Source organism: Methylophilus sp. TWE2, assembly GCF_001183865.1.
Lineage (GTDB): Bacteria > Pseudomonadota > Gammaproteobacteria > Burkholderiales > Methylophilaceae > Methylophilus.
On the sequence record NZ_CP012020.1, the window covers coordinates 789,107 to 811,516 of the forward strand.

At 49.7% G+C, this 22,410-nt stretch carries 14 protein-coding genes; 12 read left to right on the top strand and 2 right to left on the bottom strand.

The features are described 5' to 3' along the window. Nucleotides 1-169: 169 nt before the first annotated feature. The 7 genes from ACJ67_RS03790 to ACJ67_RS03825 all read left to right on the top strand — a co-directional run bounded on the left by ACJ67_RS03790 (nt 170) and on the right by ACJ67_RS03825 (nt 11,875). Nucleotides 170-2,494 carry an FdhF/YdeP family oxidoreductase gene (locus ACJ67_RS03790; RefSeq protein ID WP_049637940.1) on the top strand — a complete coding sequence of 775 codons (2,325 nt, stop codon included), beginning with the start codon at nt 170-172 and terminating at the stop codon, nt 2,492-2,494. Beyond that, a complete protein-coding gene (locus ACJ67_RS03795; RefSeq protein ID WP_049637941.1) occupies nt 2,484-2,831 on the top strand; it encodes a helix-turn-helix domain-containing protein in 348 nt (115 codons plus the stop codon). Before ACJ67_RS03790 ends, ACJ67_RS03795 begins: the two co-directional genes overlap by 11 nt. A 77-nt stretch (nt 2,832-2,908) precedes the next feature. After that, nucleotides 2,909-4,345, top strand: a complete 1,437-nt coding sequence (locus ACJ67_RS03800; protein ID WP_049637942.1) for a PLP-dependent aminotransferase family protein — start codon at nt 2,909-2,911, stop codon at nt 4,343-4,345. Between the two features lie 273 nt (nt 4,346-4,618). After that, nucleotides 4,619-7,858: a response regulator gene (locus ACJ67_RS03805; RefSeq protein WP_049637943.1), complete on the top strand. Its 3,240-nt coding sequence runs from the start codon at nt 4,619-4,621 to the stop codon at nt 7,856-7,858. Next, a complete protein-coding gene (locus ACJ67_RS03810; RefSeq protein WP_082163900.1) occupies nt 7,836-8,195 on the top strand; it encodes a response regulator in 360 nt (119 codons plus the stop codon). The genes ACJ67_RS03805 and ACJ67_RS03810 overlap by 23 nt, the downstream gene beginning before the upstream one ends. A 36-nt stretch (nt 8,196-8,231) precedes the next feature. Beyond that, on the top strand, nt 8,232-9,302 hold the full coding sequence (locus ACJ67_RS03815; RefSeq protein ID WP_231587241.1) for an HD domain-containing phosphohydrolase: 1,071 nt from the start codon (nt 8,232-8,234) through the stop codon (nt 9,300-9,302). A gap of 650 nt (nt 9,303-9,952) precedes the next feature. Then, on the top strand, nt 9,953-11,875 hold the full coding sequence (locus ACJ67_RS03825) for a bifunctional diguanylate cyclase/phosphodiesterase (protein WP_082163902.1): 1,923 nt from the start codon (nt 9,953-9,955) through the stop codon (nt 11,873-11,875). Here ACJ67_RS03825 and ACJ67_RS03830 read toward each other — a convergent pair. Further along, nucleotides 11,872-13,056 (bottom strand): EAL domain-containing protein, encoded by a 1,185-nt coding sequence (locus tag ACJ67_RS03830; RefSeq protein ID WP_049637947.1) that lies wholly within the window; start codon nt 13,054-13,056, stop codon nt 11,872-11,874. The two genes, ACJ67_RS03825 and ACJ67_RS03830, sit on opposite strands and share 4 nt — an antisense overlap. 216 nt (nt 13,057-13,272) lie before the next feature. After that, entirely contained in the window at nt 13,273-15,180 is a 1,908-nt protein-coding gene (locus tag ACJ67_RS03835) for a bifunctional diguanylate cyclase/phosphodiesterase (protein WP_049637948.1), read from the bottom strand. A gap of 387 nt (nt 15,181-15,567) precedes the next feature. On the opposite strand from ACJ67_RS03835, the gene ACJ67_RS03840 reads away from it, so the two are divergent. The 5 genes from ACJ67_RS03840 (at nt 15,568) to ACJ67_RS03860 (ending at nt 22,386) form a co-directional block, all read left to right on the top strand. Then, nucleotides 15,568-16,068 (top strand): RNA polymerase sigma factor, encoded by a 501-nt coding sequence (locus ACJ67_RS03840; protein ID WP_049637949.1) that lies wholly within the window; start codon nt 15,568-15,570, stop codon nt 16,066-16,068. 6 nt (nt 16,069-16,074) lie between these two features. After that, nucleotides 16,075-17,100 (top strand): FecR domain-containing protein, encoded by a 1,026-nt coding sequence (locus ACJ67_RS03845; RefSeq protein WP_231587242.1) that lies wholly within the window; start codon nt 16,075-16,077, stop codon nt 17,098-17,100. Between the two features lie 43 nt (nt 17,101-17,143). Next, nucleotides 17,144-17,665, top strand: a complete 522-nt coding sequence (locus ACJ67_RS03850; RefSeq protein ID WP_231587243.1) for a sigma-70 family RNA polymerase sigma factor — start codon at nt 17,144-17,146, stop codon at nt 17,663-17,665. A 2-nt stretch (nt 17,666-17,667) separates the two neighbouring features. Further along, nucleotides 17,668-18,672, top strand: a complete 1,005-nt coding sequence (locus tag ACJ67_RS03855; RefSeq protein WP_049637950.1) for a FecR domain-containing protein — start codon at nt 17,668-17,670, stop codon at nt 18,670-18,672. A gap of 78 nt (nt 18,673-18,750) precedes the next feature. Further along, complete coding sequence (locus ACJ67_RS03860; RefSeq protein WP_049637951.1) at nt 18,751-22,386, top strand: TonB-dependent receptor domain-containing protein; 3,636 nt, start codon at nt 18,751-18,753, stop codon at nt 22,384-22,386. The last annotated feature ends 24 nt before the right edge of the window (nt 22,387-22,410 follow it).

Genomic DNA, 22,410 nt, shown 5'->3' on the forward strand with positions numbered 1-22,410 from the left:
CCTGCACTTTGTGTCTTTGATGGCCTGACTGTACCCTAAAAATTAAGCCTGTCTGTATCTGGTTTCTTTGCCCGGCCTGCCTTACGATGACATTCATCAAAATTCCGCGAGGATAGGCTGACAAAGATAAGCCGATGTCAGTCTACCCTCTGCCACCTTAGTAGGACATATGTCACAACCTAAAGCTACCATCAAACCATATCACCACCCGGCCGCCGGTTGGGGGGCGTTAAAACAAGTGGCTGCGCAACTCGCGCTGCAAAAAATCCCTGTGAAGGGTGTGATGACCCTGCTGGCGCAAAACCAGCCGGATGGCTTTGACTGTCCTGGCTGCGCTTGGCCAGATAAAGAGCATACCTCTACCTTTGAGTTCTGTGAAAACGGCGTGAAGGCCGTGGCTGCAGAAGCGACTGCCAAGCGCGTACCGCCAGCGTTTTTTGCCAAACACACCGTCACTGAGCTGATGGGGTGGGGAGATTTTGAGCTGGAAAATGAAGGCCGATTGACGCACCCCATGCGGTATAACGCGGCCACGGACAAGTATGAAGAAGTTTCCTGGGACGACGCATTCGCGTTGATTGCATCGCACCTCAATGCCTTGGCAGACCCCAATGAGGCGATTTTCTATACCTCAGGCCGTGCCGGGAATGAGGCAGCTTTTCTTTATCAATTGTTTGTACGTGAGTTTGGCACCAACAACTTCCCTGATTGCTCTAACCTATGCCATGAATCGACCAGCATTGCCTTGCCTGCTACGGTCGGCATAGGCAAGGGTTCAGTCACATTGCATGATTTTGAGCATGCGGACACTATTCTGATTTTTGGCCAGAACCCGGCCACCAATCATCCCCGTATGCTCGGCGAATTGCGCGAGGCCGCTAAGCGCGGTGCGCGTATCGTAGCAATTAACCCGCTCAAAGAGCGCGGCCTGGAACGTTTTGCCGACCCGCAAAGCCCGTTTGATATGCTGTCGTTCAAGGGCAGCAAGATCAGTGACTTGTTTATCCAGCCTAAGTTGGGCGGCGATTTGGCGCTGATCAAGGGCATGATCAAATTTGTCATCCAGTGGGATGACGAAGCGATCAAGCATGGCAGTGAGCGTGTGGTGGACGTGGATTTTATTAACCAGCACACCAACAATTTTGAGGCGATTGCCGAAGATGCCCGCCAGGAAAGCTGGGCTGTGATTGTCAAAGAGTCTGGCGTCCCCTTGGCGCAGATTGAGGAAATCGCACGCATTTATGCCACGGGTGATCGAGTGATTTCTACTTGGGGCATGGGCATTACCCAGCACAAGCATGGCGTGGCCACCATCAAGACCCTGGTCAATTTAATGCTGTTGCGCGGCAATATCGGCAAGGAAGGTGCTGGCCTGTGCCCGGTGCGCGGTCATAGCAATGTGCAGGGCAACCGCACGGTAGGCATTTACGAGAAGATGCCAGCAGAATTCCTCGAAAGCCTGGAGCGCGTGTTTGATATCAAAGTGCCCAGAACGCCGGGTTATGATGCAGTGGGGGCTATCCAGGCCATGATAGATGGTAAGGCCAGGGTATTCTTTGGCCTGGGCGGTAATTTCTCCATCGCTACGCCTGACACCGACCGCACCTGGGAAGGCATGCGCAATTGCGATTTGACGGCGCATGTGACCACCAAACTGAACCGCAGCCATCTGGTGCATGGTAAAGAAGCGCTGATCCTGCCATGCCTGGGCCGAACCGAAATCGATACCCAGGAAAGCGGCCCGCAAGGCGTGACCGTGGAAGACTCCATGAGCATGGTGCATATCTCTTACGGCATGAACAAGCCAGCCTCACCGCATTTGCTGTCTGAGCCAGCGATTGTGGCCCGCCTGGCGCATGCCACGCTCAAACACAGCAAAACACCGTGGCTGGAATTCATCAAGGATTACAGCAAAATCCGCGATGCCATTGAGCAGACCATGCCGGTGGCCTTCAAGGATTACAACGAGCGCATCAAGGTGCCTGGTGGATTCCGCATGCCAGTACCTTCCAGCGAACGCATCTGGAATACGCCTTCTGGCAAGGCCGAGTTCACCTTACAGGCCATCCCGCAAAACTCGCCTATCCACCAGGCGCGTGAGCAATATGGCGACCAGTTGTTTGTACTCATGACGACGCGCTCACATGACCAATACAACACGACCATTTATGGCATGGATGACCGCTACCGCGGCGTGTTTGGCCAGCGCCGCGTGGTGTTTATGAACCCTGCAGATATTGAGCGCATGGGGCTGCAAGCAGGCGACTGGGTCAACCTGGTGAGTGTCTGGCAGGATGGCATTACCCGCCGCGCAAATAATTTCCTGGTAGTGTCTTACGACATCCCGCAGGGCTGCCTGAGCGGCTACTACCCCGAAACCAATAACCTGGTGCCTTTAGAGAGTGTGGCTGACCAGTCACGTACGCCTACGTCTAAATCCATCCCCGTCATCATCGAGAAAACGAAATCAACAGAGGTCGCCAATGCTGCGTGAGTATGATGCCTATCCAGAGCAGGCATTAGAAGCATCTTCCCAGGTAGAAACTTCTGTCGAGGAAGGCTTCCTTTCAGAATATGTCCCTCTCGATAACAGTACGGTATTGATGCTGGGTATTCTGGAGTTGCTGCATGCTGAACATGCACAAGGCAGGGCGGCTGTCTCGCTGGCCGTCATCTGCAAACGGCTGGGCGTTCGCATGAGTACCCTGCAACGCTTGATGACCGCGTTAAGTGAACAGGCCTTGGTCGAAGTGGTCACGCAAAAAGACCGCCTGGTAGCCAGCCTGACCAAAAACGGTGAGGAAGTGGCACTGGCTTTGCAGGCCTCTTAATCACAATGTAGTGAAACGCCAGCCATGTCTGTGGCTGGAGTATAATCAGGCAATCCCATTCCCGCCTGTTCGCCTTCATGAAGCTTTATGTCTCGTTCGCTGCCCGCATCCGCGCCATGATTGATGAAGGCGTGCTACGGCCCGGTGAACGGATTTTCTCGGTGCGCCAAGCCAGCCAGAAATATGAGCTCAGTATCAGCACCGTGTTACGCGCCTATCTGTTGCTCGAACAGGAAGGCGTCATCAGCAGCCATCCGCAATCCGGTTATTACGTCACGCCACGCAAGCGTTTGCAGCAAAAGCAAGCTTCCCCATTGGCCAAAGATATCAACCTGTCCGAGATTGATGCCAGCAAACTGGTGCTGACCACACTCAAATCCATCCGTGAATTTGGCACGGTGCCCCTGGGTTCACCGTTTCCGGATCCACAACTGTTTCCACTCAAGCGTATCCATCAATATGAAAAAGCACTCACCGATGATGAAGGAGAGTGGGGTGTACTCAGCGACTTGCCACCAGGCAATGAGTTCTTGCGCCAGCAGATTGCGCGGCGCTACTTGGTCAACGGTATGGATGTATCGCCGGACGATATTGTGATCACCCATGGTGCGACCGAGGCGATCACGCTTTGCCTGCAGGCAGTGGCTAAGGCTGGGGATACCATTGCGCTGGAATCGCCGGGCTACTATGCACTGGCTCACACGGTGGAACGTCTGGGCATGAAGGTGGCAGAAATCCGCACTGATCCTGAATCGGGGATAGACCTGGATGCGCTGCGTGCGGTCACGGATAATGTGCGGATTGCCGCGGTGATCCTCACCACGAACTTCCAGAATCCGCTAGGCTTTGTCATGCCCGATGACAAGAAAAAGGCCTTGGTGGCTTTCCTGACCGAACAGAATATCCCGCTGATTGAAGATGACGTGTATAGCGAACTGTATTTCAGTGACGCACCACCTTTACCGGCTAAAGCGTTTGATCAGGCAGGCATCGTGTTACATTGCTCCTCGTTTTCCAAATCCCTGGCGCCCGGTTACCGTGTGGGCTGGACGACTGCTGGACGCTACCGCCAGGAGGTTGAACGCCTGATGTTCCTGAATAGCCTGTCGCTGACGTCTGCCCCGCAGATCGCCATTGCAAAATTTATGCAGCGCGACAGTTTCGAGCAGCACCTGAAACAGTTGCGGCACACATTGCGCTCAAACTATGTATTGATGCGCAATGTCATTGAGCAGACTTTTCCTGCCGGGACGCAGCTGTCTGTGCCTCAGGGCGGCTATGTGATCTGGGTAAAACTGCCACCGGCACTGGATGCGCTTGAGCTATACCGCAAGGCCATCGACAATGGCATTACTGTTGCGCCTGGGACCATCTTTTCGCGCAAAAAAGAGCTGACCCACTACATCCGCCTCAATTTCAGTCACTTGTGGACACTGGCGATTGAGCAAGCAGTGCGTGATGTTGGCGCATTGGCTTGTGAAATGATTGCGGCTGACGCTTCAGTCAGAAATTAAGCCGAGCCTACTGGAAAAGGCCAAGCCAGCCTTGGCCAGCGTTGATTCACACTGCAAATTTTTTAAAGCGACTGGCATGGCTGGCCGATTTAAAAAAGTTGTTTACACGCTGCTTGTTGATTTCGTCACAAACCACTCTGTAAATGTATTAATATAAATGCTATTGCGCCTTGTATAACATTAACAAGAAACTGGTGCTACAGCGTTAACGGATCAATCCTGGGTGTGATCAAACAGTGGGGGGCATCGGTATGCGAGTGGCAGGAGTCGTTTGTGAAGCCTAGAAAAAACGAGTTCTGGGCACTGGAATCCGTGATTATTTACGGGTTCATCAGCTTTTTTGCGCTATTGGTCTTGCTGGGCATCACCAGCATGATCTATCTTCAGCGTTTTTCTGAGAATAGCAGTTGGGTGACCCATACCCATGCCGTGATTTCCAAACTGGACCACGGCTTGAATTTTTTCAACCAGCTGGAAGTTGCCCAGCGCGGATTCCTGCTGACTGGGGATGTCAGCTCGATCGGCCGCCGCGATGCGGCCTTGGCGGATTTGCAGAAAGAAATTTCGCAGCTTGCAGTCCTGACCAAGGATAACACTTTCCAGCAACAGCAAATCACCCAGCTAAGGCGCCTGATCGACCGGCGGATTCTTTACTTTTACCAGCTTAACGAGCTTGCACGTGCAATGCCTGCAGATAAATTGAAAGAGCTGCTGCGTAAAGATTTTATCCGCAAGGAAGAGATGCTCGAAATTCGCGGTGTGTTTAACGCCATGTCGCTGGAGGAGCAGGGGTTGCTTTCAACGCGTACCCAGTCAGAGCAGGAGCATGCCAAAGATCTGCTTATCCTGTTTGCGGTGATGTCTATCGCCATCCTCATTTTCTTCCCGCTGCTGCTCTGGCGCATCCAGCGCGATCTCAATATCCGTAAACAGGCTTCTGTTGTACAAAAGCGACTGACAGATATTCTCGATGCCTCACCAGATCTTATTGCCAATGCCAATCTGCAAGGGGATTATTTTTACCTGAATAAAGGTGGGCGAAAGTTACTGGGCATAGGCGAGGATGAAGACATTACTTCGCAACCTGTCTCACGCATGCGTCCGCAGTGGGCGATTGAGCTCATCCATAATAAAGGCATCCCGACCGCATTGAGCAATGGTTTCTGGAGCGGTGAAACCGCTTTTATCACGCGTGCCGGTACAGAAATCCCGGTCTCCCAGGTGGTGGTGGTGCACCGCAATGCTGAGGGTGTCCCTACCCATTTATCTACCGTTGCTCGCAACGTGAGCGACTTCAAGCAGATTCAGTATGACCTGACCCATGCTGCGGTGTACGATCAAACGCATAGTGAGGTGCTCAGGCTGTTCAATGCCAACTATGACCGCGCACATATCTTGCCTAACATGCTGGAAATTTTAGCCAGGAATCATGCCTTCCCGGTGTCGGCGGTTTATGGCTATGACGAATGGAGCGGATTCTACCGTCTGGAAAGCGCACACGCAGCCCCGGTGGATATCCTCAATGAATTTAAGCTGGGCCACGGCGTGATTGGTGAAGCCATCCAGAACAATCAAACCCTCATCCTGAGCGAACTGGATGAATTACCTTCGCTGACGATTGAAACCGGCTTGATGTCATTCAAACCTAAAGACATCATTATTTGCCCTGTGACGTACCAGGAGAAACGTCTGGCCGTGCTGGTGCTGGCCGCAAGTAAAACCCTGACCGAGCGGGATCAAACCTTTATTGAGCGTTTATCGGCGCAACTGGGCGTCGCACTTCACAATATCCAGCAGTACGGCGATCTTAAACTCTTGGCCGAACAACTACGCCTGCGTAGCGAAGAAATTGGCTTAAAGAACGAGCAATTATTGGAAGCCGACCGGATGAAGTCAGAGTTTCTTGCCACCATGTCGCATGAGCTACGCACGCCTTTGAATGCCATTATCGGCTTTTCCGAGATTCTCAGGGATGGCTTGATTGGGCAATTGACGGATAAACAGAAGGCTTACGTCAATGATATTTTTGAGAGTGGTCAACACTTGCTCTCACTGATTAACGATGTGCTCGATTTATCCAAGATAGAAGCCGGACGGATGGTGCTGGAGGTGGAGATTATCGACCCCAGGGCATTGCTGCAAAACTGTCTTTCCATCATTAAGGAAAAAGCAGTCGCCCAGCGGGTCCAATTACAGACAGAGGTGTCGGAAGCTTTGGGCGCTGCCTGGTTAGATGCACGCAAAGTGAAGCAAATTGTGTATAACCTGTTGTCGAATGCGGTCAAATTCACGCCTGAGGGTGGGCAAGTCACTTTACGGGCGCAACTGGTTGAGCGCGAGGCGATACTGGCCAAAACAAGACATATTTCGGGCAGCCACATCTCAGGGCTAGGCAACGACACGCCATTTATTGAAATTGCCATTACGGATACGGGCATCGGCATTGAACCACAGGATATTCCACGTCTGTTTCAACCTTTTGTCCAGGTGGAGAGCACGTTGTCGCGCCGTTTTGAAGGCACCGGGCTGGGATTGGCGCTGGTACGCAAGCTGGCTGAAATGCACGGTGGCGCTGTGGCTGTAACCAGTACTCCTGGTAAGGGCAGTACATTTACCGTCTGGTTGCAATACAAGTCCAGTTCGCCAGAAACTGCTTCTGGCCCCATGGCCACGGCTGACGGCATGCGGCCACTGCCAAGCAGTGAGCCACCACATGTGTTAGTGCTGGAAGATGATGACCGCGCTGCTGATCTGATCCGACTACAGCTTGAGGCAGACCATTGCAAGGTGACGCGGGCAGCCACAGCCGAAATTGCCCTGGCGATTCTGGCAGGTGATCCACCGCCAGATTTGATTACGCTGGATATTTTGCTGCCTGGCATGGATGGCTGGGAGTTTCTGAGCAAACTCAAGGCCGACAAAAGGCTGGCACATGTGCCGGTGGTGATTCTGTCTATTGTGGCAGACAGCAACCGCGGGTTGTCGCTGGGGGCTGCACAAGTGCTGCAAAAGCCCGTGTCGGCAGAAGATTTGCAAACGGCCTTGTGCAAGCTGGGCTTTGTGAAGCCGGTTGATCAACAGCCAGGGTTAAATGTGTTGGTGGTGGACGATGACCCCAAAGCGGTCGAAATCATTTCCACCTATCTTGAGCATGCCAACCACGCTGTGTTGCGTGCCTACAGCGGCAGTGAGGCCATACACATTGCAAAATCACAAACGCCAGATTTGATTGTGCTGGATTTGATGATGCCGGAAATCAGCGGGTTTGAAGTGGTTGAAGATTTAAAGCTGGATAAGCGCACGGCTAAAATACCCATCATCATCGTCACCTCCAAATTCCTCACACCTGACGAACGGCAGATGCTCAAAGGCCAGGTGCTGGCAGTGCTGGAAAAGTCTGAATTCAATCATGGCAATTTCATCAGTGAAGTCCATCGTGCATTAGCGGGTAAGCGTGGCCGCCAGGCACCGCGAAAAAATAAAGGCAAGCATGGCAAGCATACTGATCATTGAGGATAACGCCATGAATATGCGTCTGGCGCAATTGATTCTGGAAACTGCAGGCCATGAAGTATTACAGGCGGTCAATGCGCAGGAGGGCATGGAGATTGCCCGTAGCCAGTCTCCAGCGATGATATTAATGGATATCCAGTTGCCAGGCATGGATGGTCTGACCGCTACCCAATTGCTTAAAAAAGATGCAGATACCAGGCACATCAAGATTGTTGCGTTGACGGCTTTTGCCATGAAAGGGGATGAAGAAAAAATGCGGGCGGCAGGGTGCGATGGTTACATCGCCAAACCTATCCGCTACAAAGCGTTTCTGGAAACAATTGAAGCCTTACTCTAATCAAAACAATACGCAGGAAGGGGGTATAAATTGGACATGAAAGTGACACGCAAGACCATACTCATCGTTGATGATGAAGCAACTAACCGTACCTATCTGGAGACGCTGCTCAGCGCTGAAGGCTATGCCACCTTGCAGGCACAGGACGGGAAAATGGCCTATGACATGATACTGGCACATCGGCCTGACTTGATCCTGCTGGATGCCATGATGCCCGTGCTGGATGGTTTCGAGTTGGCTGAACAGCTAAAGAGTCATCAAACCACCAAGATTATTCCCATCATTATGCTCACTGCCCTGGCCGATAGAGAATCCAAAATGCGCGCCTTGCAATGCGGTGTTGAGGAGTTTGTGACCAAGCCTGTCGACCGGGCAGAACTCTGGATCAGGGTCCGTAACCTGCTACGCCTCAAGGAATATAATGACTTCCTGGCGGATTACAGTCATACGCTGGAAGAGCAGGTAGAAGAGCGGACCGCACAACTGGTGGCCAGTTACTTTGATTCCATGTTCAGCATTATGCGTGCTGCAGAGTTTCGCGATGAGGAAACAGGCGCCCATATTCACCGCATTGCATTCTTCTGCAAAGAGCTGGCCGCCGATTTAGGCATGCCTGCAGACTTTATTGATACGATTTATCATGCCAGCCCGCTGCATGATGTGGGCAAGATTGGGATTCCTGATCATATCCTGCTCAAACCCGGCCCGCATACAGCTGAGGAGTGGGCCATCATGAAAACCCATTCCGCATTGGGCGACAGTATCCTCGGTCACGGCAAGGGTACTTCCCCTTTTATGATGATGGGGGCAGAGATTGCCTTGAATCATCATGAACGGTGGGATGGCAGTGGTTACCCGAATGGCCTGAAAGGGGAAGAGATTCCGCTGTCTGCGCGCATTATGATGATGAGTGATGTCTATGATGCGCTACGCAGCAAGCGCCCATATAAACCGGCGTTTACGCACGAGCATGCAGTTAAAATCATTATGGAAGGAGATGGCCGAACACAGCCTGTTCATTTTGACCCCATGATTCTTGACGCTTTTAAAAAACTTTCTGCGCGTTTCAGGGATATTTTTGAAGAACATGCCGATCCAGCAGCATGACATGGGTAAAAATGATGGCTTTACCTCCTGATCCTCGTCTTTGGATACCCCCTCCCACGGAGGGCTGCATATTGATCCTTATGACACTTGATAAGACGGTGCGTTATTGACCTTGCAGGGTGAAGTTCCCAGGCCTGAAAAGTCCTCACATCCTTTATTAGTCCGATTGGGCTATCAAGAAAAATGCCTGCAGGTTTTATAATGCTCAGCATAAATAGGGTTTGTTTCATATAAAGGGTGCTTCTATAAATTCAACTTCCGTCGCCATGCGGTGTTGCTCATAAAAAATTTCTCCTTACATATTACCTATATGCTGCGTCAAATTTTTTAATCGCGCCTTGTCTGGCTTAGCAATTTGAATTTATAGAAGCACCCTACAGAAGCTTGATGATTGCATACAAAGCTTCAGCGTCCCATAAACTGCTCGGACATGTCACGTCAAGTGATGTCTTCGATGATTCGATGGTCTGTTCACAAAGTCTGTCCCCCCTTTATCAACGCGTGTTGATCTCAATGTTGGCTGCTTGGAAAATGCTGCTTTCAGTAAACGCTTTTTTAACCCAGTTGGATTGGCTGCACTTGCGCGCATGTCTTTTTTTAGCGATGACGGTATGTCATTGCGTCATGAATGTTCAGAGATTGTTTAAAAGATGATCAGCATACGGTATTACAACTATTTCGATGAAGACCTTCTCCGGGCCAGGTACTTCTCCCTCTTGCCTTATGTGCCTGTGGTGATTGTGGCGGCGGTGGTGGCCATGCTCACGCAGATCTCCGTGTTTCATTCCACTGAGCCATTCTTGTGGTCATTTGTGATTCCAGGCTTGCTGACCGTGGTGTCGGCGGGGGTGTTTGTGTACTGGTTTTTTCACCGCAAGGAGCAGCCAGACATTGCCATCGTCAGGCGTCGCTTGCAATTTTTTGCCAGTTTGCTGGTGGTGGCCGGCATCACAACCATTATTTGTGATTTGCATCTTTTGCAACATTCTGCTGGCTACAGCCGCTATTTCCTGATTGTACAAATGACCTTATATGGGATCTGCTTTCCATTTTTGCTCGTGAGCCTGGGACGCCCGGCCTATATCTACAACCTCATGCTCATTACGACCACGGTGTTTTACCTGTTGTATGCCGATGTCGAATACGCCCAGCCCTTTGCCTTTATGATCCTGGTTTTTGAGGCTGGGATGCTCGCGGCCATGCACCGGCGCAATAAAGGATTTGACTCGCTGGTATTCAGCTCACTCCACGCGCAGCAGCTGGCCATTGAAAATGCGCGCCTGGCCAACGTTGATATCCTGACCGGGTTGCCTAATCGCCGCCAGTTTTTTGCAGCAATTAAGGCTCAATCGCTAGATCATTTAAAAACGACAGGGATGCGCTTTGCCATCGGCATTATTGACCTGGATAGATTCAAATTGGTCAATGATTCGCATGGCCACAGGGTGGGTGATCTGGTGTTGATAGAAATTGCACGACGACTCAGTGAGTATGATGACTGTCACCAGCCGATCAGTTTCTATCGCCTGGGCGGGGATGAATTTGCTTTTCACAAGCATTTTGGTGGCGATGAAGCTGGCTTGAAAAGCTTGGGGCAAGCACTGATTGCGCTCATTGAACAACCGGTGTCGGTAGATGGCCTGGTATTCCACCTCAGCGCATCTACCGGGATCGCCGTGTTCCCCGACGTGGACGATTCAACCGAAAAGCTGTACGAATACGCAGATTATGCGCTCTACCAGGCTAAAAATAGTGGCCGTGGACATCCCGAGCTATTCTCGCCACAGCATCTTGGCAGTTTGCAGGCCAGGACTCAAACCGAACGGGCGTTACGCACTGCGAATATCAGGCAGGAGTTTTCCACGGTATTCCAGCCCATCGTCAATACGACAGCCAATCGCCCTGTGGCGTTTGAATGTCTCGCCCGCTGGCATAGCCCCGTCATCGGAGAGGTCACACCTAATGAATTTATTCCTGTCGCAGAAAGTATCGGCCTGATTTCGAATATCACACTGGTGCTGTTCGAAAAAGCAATACAGGCCATGCGTGACTGGCCGGAACAGGTCGGTTTGTCATTCAATTTGTCGGCCAACGATATTACTAACGATAAAGTGATCCATGACCTGATCCAGATGATTGCCGGCAGTGGCGTAGAGGCACAACGTTTTACTTTTGAGCTGACGGAAACGGCCTTGCTGCAAGATTATCTTTCGACCAGGAATAATATCGAATTATTGCGTCAGGCAGGCGTGGCCCTGGCGCTGGATGACTTTGGCACAGGTTACTCCAGCTTGAGTCATGTGCAAGGTTTGCCCTTGAATAAAATCAAGGTCGACCGAAGCTTTGTGCACGACATTGAAACCAACCCGAAAAGTAAAATGATCGTCAGTTCGATTTTGGTTTTATGCCGTGGCATAGGCATCGATTGTGTGGTGGAGGGGGCAGAGTCAAGAAGCCAGATTGAGCTTTTACAGGCCATGGGCTGCCATATTATCCAGGGGTTTTATTACGCCCAGCCCATGAACGCACAAGCGATCCCAGCATTTCTGGCAACCACCAGCTCACCCCGCTAAAACTGGCGGTTCCAGCCTTGCAGCCAATGTAGTGCGGTTTCCTGGTCCATTGGCCGTGCAAAGTAATAGCCCTGGCCATAACGGCAGCCCAACTCACGCAGGCCGATGGCTGCCAGCGTGTTTTCAATGCCTTCGGCAATCGTTTCCATCTTCAGGCTTTCTGCCAGCTTGAGGGTGGAGGCAATCACCTTTCTTGATTTTGAGGAGGCTTCCAGGGTACTGACCAACGACTTGTCTATTTTAAGCTCGGTAAAAGGCAGGTTTGCCAGCAGCGACATCGAAACGTTATTGTTACCAAAGTCATCAAGACTTAATTTAAAGCCTTCTGTGCGGAGCCGTGAAAGGATTTGTTTTGCTTGTTCCGGATCTTCCAGCGTCGCGGTTTCTGTCAGCTCAAGGATGACTCGTTCAGGGGGTAAATCGCAGGCTTGGCATGCACTGACTAATACATTCGTCAGCGACTGGTCTCTAAAGCTGTTGGCCGAAATGTTCAGGGAGAACGACAGCGTGTTGCCAAGCGAGCGGATAAAATGAAAGCCTGTTTCTATGACAATCTGAGTCAGCTGGGTAATTTGGCCTGTCATTTCGGCAACAGGGATAAACAGGTCGGGTAGTTTGATACCGAGCACCGGGTGGTTCCAGCGTAATAATCCCTCAAATCCGATCACCTTGCCGTTCACTAAGTCTATCTGTGGTTGATAAAACACCGTAAATTCATGATTGCGGATAGCTTCGTCTATCGTCTTGGCGTCGACAATCAGAGGCTGTGTACTGAGATCGCTGCCAGTATGCGCATGCAGGTCGACAGAGGCCTGATCAGAGAGCATGTTTCTGAGGATATGCTGGTGAAAAGGGTAGTGCAAAATGCCGCGGATATTGAGTTGATATTGGATGGCAGCGAGTTGTACTGCGGGCAGGGCGGCGGTGCCTATGCCACTGGTTAAAATAATCGAAGACTGGCACTGATGTTGGGCCAGCGTTTGCAACAGGCTCACGCCATGCACGCCGGGCATCAGGATGTCGATCGCCAGATGGGAGGGTCTTTCAGCCAGGAATGCTGCCATAAAAAGGTTGGCATCATCAAAAATTCTGACTTCAAACCCCTGGGTCTGAGCTTCACTGGCGATGATCTCGGCATCATTTCCATCATCATCCAGAATTAAAAGAGTACTTGCACGCATAGAGTAACCTCCATTTTTAGCGATTAACCACTGCTGGATAGACATCCCTGAGTGAAGCGCATACCAATCTAAATGTGAAGAATATTTATATTAATGTATTTTTGTGAAAACTGTATAGTCTTATTGGGTGTTCAATTGAAAAGTCGTTCATGCTGACATGATGTGTCGCGGGATTGGCGACCCAAACAGCCATCTATGGCGAAACTCAATGGCTTATTATGCAATAGGCGTGGCGGCGTGACCAAGATAGGCCTGAATCTCTGCTTCAGACATGGGCTTTGCAAAATAATAGCCTTGGACCCACTGGCAACCCATCGCTTGCAGGAATCTGACCTGGCTTTCGGTTTCTGCCCCTTCGGCCACGCATTCCATATGCATGCCCTGGCACAAAGCCAGAATTGACCGCACGATGGTTTGGCTGGTGGTATTGGTTTCAATATCCTTGATGAAACTGCGATCTATCTTCAGTTTATCCAGAGGCAGGTGCTGTACATGGCTTAAACTCGAGTATCCCGTGCCAAAGTCATCCAGCGCGACTTTGGCGCCTGCCTGGCGTAAGCGCTTGATGTTTTCCCTGGCTGTTTCAAAATCCTGCAGCAAGGCAGTTTCTGTGATTTCAAAGACAAATCTGCCAGGCCGTAGATGGCTGGTTTGCATCATGCTGATCAAATCTTCAATCACCGCCTGGTTGGTGACATCGTAGGCCGATAAATTGAAAGACAGGCGAATCTCTTCTGGCCAGTGAGTCATGCAGTGAATGGCGCGGCGAAACATCAGTTTGGTGATGTCGGTGATCATCCCCAGGCTTTCCGCCACGGGAATAAACAGCACTGGGGAGACGTCACCCAGAGTCGGGCTGCGCCAGCGTGCCAGACTTTCGAAAGCGCCCACCTCACCGGTATCAATGTCGATAATCGGCTGGAATACCGGGAATAATTCTGCATGGATATCCGCCGCCCGCAGTGCCTGGTCTATCCGGTTTAATTGCTGGCGCTCTTTTTCCAGGGTATCGGAATAGATTTCGAGGTTGCCGCGCTCGGTACGCTTGACGTGATACAGGGCAAAGTCGGCATGCTCATACAGGGTTTGTGCCGAGGTCTGCTGGTCACAGACAATACAGGCCCCCATGGAGGCTTTGATGACTATCCGCAGGCCATCAATGCTGATGGGTTGCGAAATGGCCTGGTTGATTTCATAAGCAATCTGCCTGAGCGACGCATGCTCATCATCCGTGACCAGATGGAAAGCAAACTCATCGCCTCCCAGGCGGTAAAAGCGCACTTCATCCGGCCTGATCTGTGCCAGGCGTTTGCCTACTTCCACCAGTACCAGGTCACCGATATGATGGCCATGCACATCATTCACCGGTTTGAAATTATCGAGGTCGAGGATGCCTACCGCAAAGCACTGGCTGGTTTGCCTGGCCAGGATCAGCTCCTGCTCAACCTGCACAAAAAACTGGCGACGATTCGGTAGTTGCGTCAGTACATCCTGGTTGGCCAGGCGCTGGTTATCTTTGAGTAAAGCCTGCGTTTCATAAGTGGCATTGACCCATTGATCAAATACCGTGCCGCTGGCATGCATGGCCAGTAGCATGCCGACTTCAAATACCACGATCAGCAAGGCAATCAGATAGGCATGTTCTATGTGGCCGATAAACACACAGGCAATCGCCGAGGTGATCATCACCAGGTTATAGAGATAAGCGGCAGTCCCGATTTTCCTGAGAATAAAAGCAAAGCAGAAGCCATACAGCGTGTTATGGAAGATCAGGTAATAGTGTCCGAAGTTATCGGTAAGCGGGTAAATGTAGAGACTGCGCCAGAAAGTGACTAGGCCAGCAAAGATGAGGATGCAGGAGCCAATATCCAACCGCCTGTGGATGGCATGCGTGGGAGGATGTTCGTTGCGATGCCGGAACCAGTATAGAAGCATGCCAGCACAGATCAGCATCCTGAATGCCGGTCCGGCAATGGCCAGTTTCCAGTCCACGCTGTCTTTTAAGACGAGCATTTGTATGGAGAGCGCACTCATCGCCATGAAGATGGCAACAGGCACATCTTTCAGCAGGCTGTTATAGCGCGCACGCAGCAATTCATGGCTGGTTGTTCTAAAAAATAGCATTGCGACGTTAAGTTATTATTTTTTTAAGGCTGCTTAATCTTAAGCAGCCTTATGGTGTTTCTATCTGGTGAATACAAAGCAATTCACTTTCCAATTGTGGCTTTGATAAGCCAGTGAGTTTGTGAATGCTATCACCCTTTAAAGCCTGTTGCCGACAGGTTTTACCGCATCTGCATCCCCCGGCCGGGATTGTACGTTTTTTATCGCAAATAAAATGGTTTAAAACAGCCAATTATTAAAAAAATGGTTGTAATGAGCCGCATTGATTAACCATAAATTTATCTACTTAATTTTTTTTAATTGATAATCAGTCTCTTATAGCAAAGAGACATGCTGGCATGTGTTTTGCAATCAATATAAAAATAAGGATATGGCAGGGAGTCTGAGATGAGCGAAACATTAGCCTGGTGTGGCATAGACTTGAAATGGGCATATAGCGATGTCTTGCGACGCATTGGGCGTCGTACGGCCTGTGTGCAACGCGCCAAGGATATCCTGCATGACGCGCTGGTATTCTTTGCGGTTTCCAGTCACCCGGCGCGCGAAGAGTCCCCGCAAGCCTACCTCAATGGTATCGTCAACCATTTACTGGTCGATGAGTTCCGCTACAGGACCCGTTTTGTCGATGAAGAGCAGATAGACGAAACGGCGCTCATTCTCGAGTGTACCCCAGAGCAGCTATATGAAACCCGCCAAAAACTCTATCACCTGCAACGTGTGGTGGATCTGCTACCGGAAAAATGCCGCCAGGTATTCTGGTTATACCATGTGGATGAAATGAAGCAGCGCGAGATTGCCGTGCAGCTGGACATCAGCATCAACATGGTCGAGAAACACCTGATCCGCGCCATGCTTGATATCCGCGCCTTTCAACAGGCCATCAATTAAACCATCATGTCCAAGCCGCTGAACTCAAAGTCGCTGACCCTTAGTGAAATGGCCGCGCGCTGGTACCTGCGCATGCGTGAGCATGGGCACAATCAGCGTCATGCCGAACACCATGCCTTTGAGCAATGGCTGGCCGATGACCCGCGTCATGGTGCCGAATACGAGAGTATCGCGCGTGCCATGGGCCAACTGGATTCCACCGAAGGTTTGTCCAAGCTCGCACAGGCTGCCGAGCAACATGCTTTTTTGGCGAACGAAGCACGCCGAAAAGCCAAACAGCGCCGCCTGGCGCAACTCATGGTTGTCTGCTTTATTTGCATCGCTGGCTTCTTCACGCATCAGCAATACCAGGTTTGGCAGGCAAAGCCCGTCATGCAGATGGCTGCACAAAACCCGGTGGGCCAGATTGTGACCAAAACACTTGATGACGGTACCAAAGTCACCCTGAGTGCCAAGAGCGATATGGAAGTCACCTATTATCGCCATGAACGGCATGTGCTGCTCAAGGAAGGCGAGGCGGTGTTTGAAGTGACCAAAGACGCTGACCGCCCCTTTATCGTTGAAACCGATACCGCTAAAGTCACCGTGCTGGGGACACGCTTCGCCGTCAACCGCCTCGAGCAGGTCGTGCGCGTCAGTGTGGATCACGGCAGGGTAAAAGTAGAGCCCAAGTTGGAAAGCGCATCAGGCAATGCTGGCAATCCGCTGGATATTTCACGCGAAATTACGAATGGACAAGTGGTCGAGGTCTACCCCAACCATGCCATGGTGCTGGTCAACCGCCCGGCCTCCGATGCCTTCGCTTTCCTCAAGGGACGGTTGGTATTTGACCGCGCTGACACCAGTGAAATCGCCTATACCGTCTCCCGCTACCGCGTAAAACCAGTGCAATCACAAGGCAAGCAGGTGCGTAATATTTCTGCAGATATCAATATCCAGGACATCGATCAGTTCTTGCGCGGCCTGCCCAATATTGCCCCGGTCAGGCTGCAAGAGACCGCGCAATATACCTTGCTGGATAGCCAGAAATAGCGCGGATAAAGAGCGTTGTAAAAGCATTAGGAATGCATTAGCGATGAACTCCTTGATTGAATGGCATGGCATCAATTTAAGATGGGCGTATTGCGAGCTCTTGCCTGCCATCTATCACGACATCCGTTGCCGTCACAAGGCTTACGACATCCTGCATGACGCCTTGTTGAAGTTTGCCATTTCCCCTGCAACCACCCATCTCGAAAAACCGCACGCTTATCTGCGGGTCATCGCCCATAATCTGGTCAACGAAGACCGCAAGTTTAATAAAAGACTCATTACATTCTCCAGCGATGAGTTTGATTTGACGGCCTTTTTGGAAGACCCAACCAGGGCAGCGCCGTCACCCGAGGAACTGACCTCACTCAAGCAACGGCTGGAAGCCTTGCAACGCGTCATCAACCGTCTTCCACCCAAATGCCGCGAGGCGTTCTGGTTATATCGCATCGATCAACGTTCCCTCAAGGAGATTGCTGATCAGTTATCCATTAGCGTGAATATGGTGTCACGGCATATCACCCGCGCCATGCTCGATTTAACCCGGTTGCAAGACCAGGTATTGTAACCATGCCGCCTAGCCATACCGATAAACTGCGCGAAGTCGCGATTGGCTGGTTTATCCGCATTAAAGATGCCGAGGCAGATGACCCTTTAAGAACAAAGTTCGAACAGTGGTTAATGGCAAGTGCAGCCCATCAGCAAGCCTATGCAGATGTGACGAAAGTGTGGTCGTCTTTTGATTCCACCCCAGCGCTTGAAAAGCTGGCGGATATCGCCGACCAGGATGCTTTTTTTCAACAATCAACCCGCACAAAAAGAATCAAAAATGTCGTTGCTGGCGCAATCGCCGCAGTTGCGATTGGGATGGGTGGCGTGCTCGGCTTTCAAACCTGGCACGCCCAACCTGTAATGCAAATGGTCGCCCAGGTCGAGGTTGGCCAAGTACAGTCACAACGCCTCGAAGACGGCACGCTGATGACCATGAATACCGGCACCGATATTGAAGTCACCTATTACCGTGACCGGCGCCTGGTCACGCTCAAGCGCGGCGAGGCCATTTTTGAAGTCGCACGCGATGAAAGCAGGCCCTTCATCATTGATAGCGGCAAGACCAAGATCACAGTGCTGGGCACCCGTTTTGCCGTCAACCGTCTGCAAAAACTGGTGCGTGTCAGTGTCGATCACGGCACCGTCAAGGTTGAACCGCAGTCTGTCGGGGACGCGACTCTAGCAAGTGCATTGATACTGCATGATGGCGAAGTAGCAGAAGTGAAACAAGACGCTCCCAAACCCGTACGTTCGCATCACCAAGCCTCTGATGCATTTGCCTTCGAAAAAGGCATGGTCGTCTTTGAACAAGCCGATTTAGATGAAATTGCAGAAACCTTGTCCAGGTACCGTAAGCTGCCGTTAATTGCAGAAGCGCCGGTGTCCGGCAAGGTGCATATTTCTTCCATGCTCAAAACCAATGCCATTGAAACCTTCATCCACCAGATGCCGGAAATGGCACCGGTGCAGATTGTACCCACCGCAACAGCCACCCTCATCAAAAGCAACTCTGTAAAAAAATAATAAGATTCAAAAATCGACATCACAATATTGCCCGCCCAAAGCGTCATGGCACTAACAAGACGAATTCAGGGATGGGCAATGGCACAGAGGATCACACATAAACACAGCCTAGTAGCATGGGCTGTGTTATCAACAATCAGCAGTAGTGAAGCTGTTTTGCACCCGTTGTACGCAGCCGAACTCAATACCAATGTGCCTACTGCCAGCGAAACTGGCGGCTTCCCGGTGCAAATCAATTTACCTGCACAACCCCTAAATCAATCCATCAGGCAGTTAGCCAATCAAACGGGCTTGAGTATTTCTTTTGATAGCGAGCTCACCAAAAACAAAACCGCTCCAGCCGTGAAGGGTTTCCTCTCCCCACAAGAGGCTTTAAAGAAAGTGCTGCAAGGTAGCGGGTTGCAACTGAATATCAGTGGTGATTCTGCGGTCATCAAACCCGAGCCAGAGAAAACCTCCCAATCTCTCAAACTAGATGCGATTGAAGTCCGTGCTAAACGCTTCTATGAAGTCGGTCCGCTGCCAGGGCTTGGTCTGACGAAAGAGGAAATTCCAGGCAATGTTCAGAGTATTTCTGCGAAAGAGATCAAGGAAGCGCATTCGTTGAGCTTGACTGATCTTATGAATCGCAAGCTGCAATCAGTGACAGTCAATGATTACCAAGGCAATCCATTTCAAATGGATGTGCAATACCGTGGTTTTACTGCGGGACCTCAAATTGGTATGCCTCAAGGGTTATCAGTGTTTTTAGATGGTATTCGTGTGAATGAGCCATTTGGTGATGTCGTTAACTGGGACATGATTCCCATGAACGCTCTGGCTGGTGTTGATGTATTTCCAGGGTCTAATCCGATTTTTGGTTTAAATACTCTTGGTGGTGCATTTTCCTTGAAAACCAAAGATGGTTTTAACAATGCAGGTGTTGATGCTGACGTGCTAACAGGTTCTTTTGGACGCAAGCAGTTACAAGTTGAAGGCGGGTGGAACAACGGCACCATAGGTTTATTTGCTGCCGGTAATTTCTTCATGGAAGATGGCTGGCGCAAAAATTCACCAAGCAAAGTAAATCAATTATTCACTAAGGCCAGCTTTCGAGGTGAAAAACTTGATTTAAATCTGAGCACATTGCTGGTTGCCAATGATCTGGTTGGCAATGGTCTGATTCCCAGTGAAATGTATGACAGAAGTCGTAATGATATCTTTTCAGCACCGGATGAAACAAAGAACAGATTGCAGCAATTTCAATTGTCAGGAAGCTACTTCGTCAATGATAACTTTACTATCACTGGGCAAGTTTATCGGAGAGACAGTGACAGAAAAGGGATTGGAGCAGATGTATTTACTGATTACGATCAAGATTTACCAGCAAGAAGATTGTTAGCAGGTACTGGTGAGCAGTTCACCTGTCTATTTAATAGTAATGGGGCTGCTAGGGCCAATGGGGTTCCAGATTACTATGTGATTCAAACGGATGCGAGTACTGGTTTTGATATTTATGGAACTCAATTTTTTAATGATTCTCAAGGTTACAATGGGCCAATAAGTCATGCACAGTTTGAAACCGATTACGCGCAATATAAAAATATAGAGCTTCCGCAAGAGTTTTTAACGGCTTACCAATATCTTTTTAATCAATTTAAGAATTTTGAACAAACACAGAGATATAACCGAGATAATACGCCTTCCCCTCCATTAGCAGGAAATATTACGCCTGAGTTTAATAATGAAGCTTCGTATAGAACTATTTTCTCAGCCTTGAATGGAAGTGGCGCGAATCCTGTTGGATTCAATATAAATGTCATAAATTATGGCGATGAGTATTTCTACACCGCCCCTAAAGATGCAAATGGTAACCCTGTGCTTGATGTAAATGGGGATCCTGTAATTTATAAAAATTACGTATTTGTTTCTGCACCTTCAAATAATGAGCAGTGTCGAGCTTCGCAAGATGATGTAGCAGTAACTAATGTTCCTGGTGGAGGTGCATTAACTTATGACGTCAATGGACGGCCGGTTTATGTGGATGGTGCAGGGCGAGGAGGTACTGGTGTGGTGGAAGGTACGCCAACAGGCATTATCAATAAAAACAATATTAAGCAATTAACAGATGGTGCTTCGTTTCAACTTAACTGGAATTTTGAACATCACAAGTTTATGGTCGGCGCATCAATTGATGCAGCTGGTGCCAGTTATGAAAATACCAGTCAACTGGGCTTTCTTGATGCTAACCGGAATGTGTATCTGGATCCTGCACAGGCCCATCCTCAATTTGGCGGCGCATTTATTCAATCCCGTAATAATGATTTCGAAGGTACTAATACAACTAAGAGTATTTATTTCAGCGAAACGTGGACACCGGTTGATTCTGTCCATTTGAATTTCAGTGGACGGTATAACTTTACAAAAGCAAAAAATAAAATTGCTGCAAGATATGGCTTACTTGGAAATGTACCTATTGGCGACATGGTTGGGTTGCCTGATACCAAAGATATATGTAATGGGAATTGCGTAGCTGACCCTAATCTGCCAAACGCAGTAGTTGATCCTAATCCGCCAACCACTGGATATAGGGCACTCAATATTACAACTCCTTTAGATCCAGCCGAAACTGAAAAATTTTCTTTCTATTCGTTTAACCCATCCATTGGTGGCACATGGCAAGTAAATGAAAAACTTAATGTTTTCGCGAATGTTGCCCAAGGCACAAGAACTCCAAGTGTGATCGAATTAGGCTGTGCTTTAGATAAAACACCTGTCTTGATTTCAGCAAACGCAAATCCCAATGATCCAAATAATTATCGATATAAAAGTGTTTTTGAGAACCGGACTTGTACGCTACCCACAACATTGTCAGGCGACCCATATTTGCCTCAGATCAGATCAACCAGTTATGACATAGGTATGCGTGGAACTTTTACCGAAAATATTCAATGGAATTTAGGTGCGTATCAGACTGACCTTAAGGATGATATTTACTTCGTGAGTGTAGCGGGTGGAGCAGGTGGAGGCTCGGGATTTTTTGACACCATTGGTAATACGCGTCGACGTGGTTTGGAAGCGGGGTTAAGTGGGCGAATGGACAGATGGAGGTTTGGCGTCAATTATGCATTAACAGATGCTACATTTCAAAACGGCTTTGAAATGATTAGTAACAACAACAGTAGCGCCAGAATTGTGGATGGAGATCGTACGGGCATTATAATTGTTGAAAAAGGTGACCGAATGCCAGGAGTTTCTTTGCACAATTTAAATGCATCCGTTAATTACGAAGTCACGGATAAATGGACTATAGGCTTAAGTACTGTTGCGCATTCAGATAGCTTTGTAAGAGGTAATGAAAATAATGAGCACCGGCAAGGCGCAATTCGAACCATCACCTACACTGATCCAGTAACGAACCTGCAGAGGTTGATTCAAACACCGCCCACCAGAAACCCTGGCAAAGTTGATGGATATGCAGTTGTGAATTTTCAGACAAGTTATAGATTCAATAAAGAGTGGACTGCAACGATGATTGTTAACAATCTACTGGATAAAGAATATTTTTCAGCTGGACGCTTGGGAGTAAATCCATTTTCACCAAGTATCAATGGTGCGATTGGGCCAGATGGTTACAACCACAACTCTGATGACTGGCTCAGTACCAACTTTATTGCGCCGGGCGCACCACGTGGAGTGTGGTTTAGCTTGAATTGGCATTTTGTACCTGACTAGATATTTAGGCAGGGATGTTCGGGT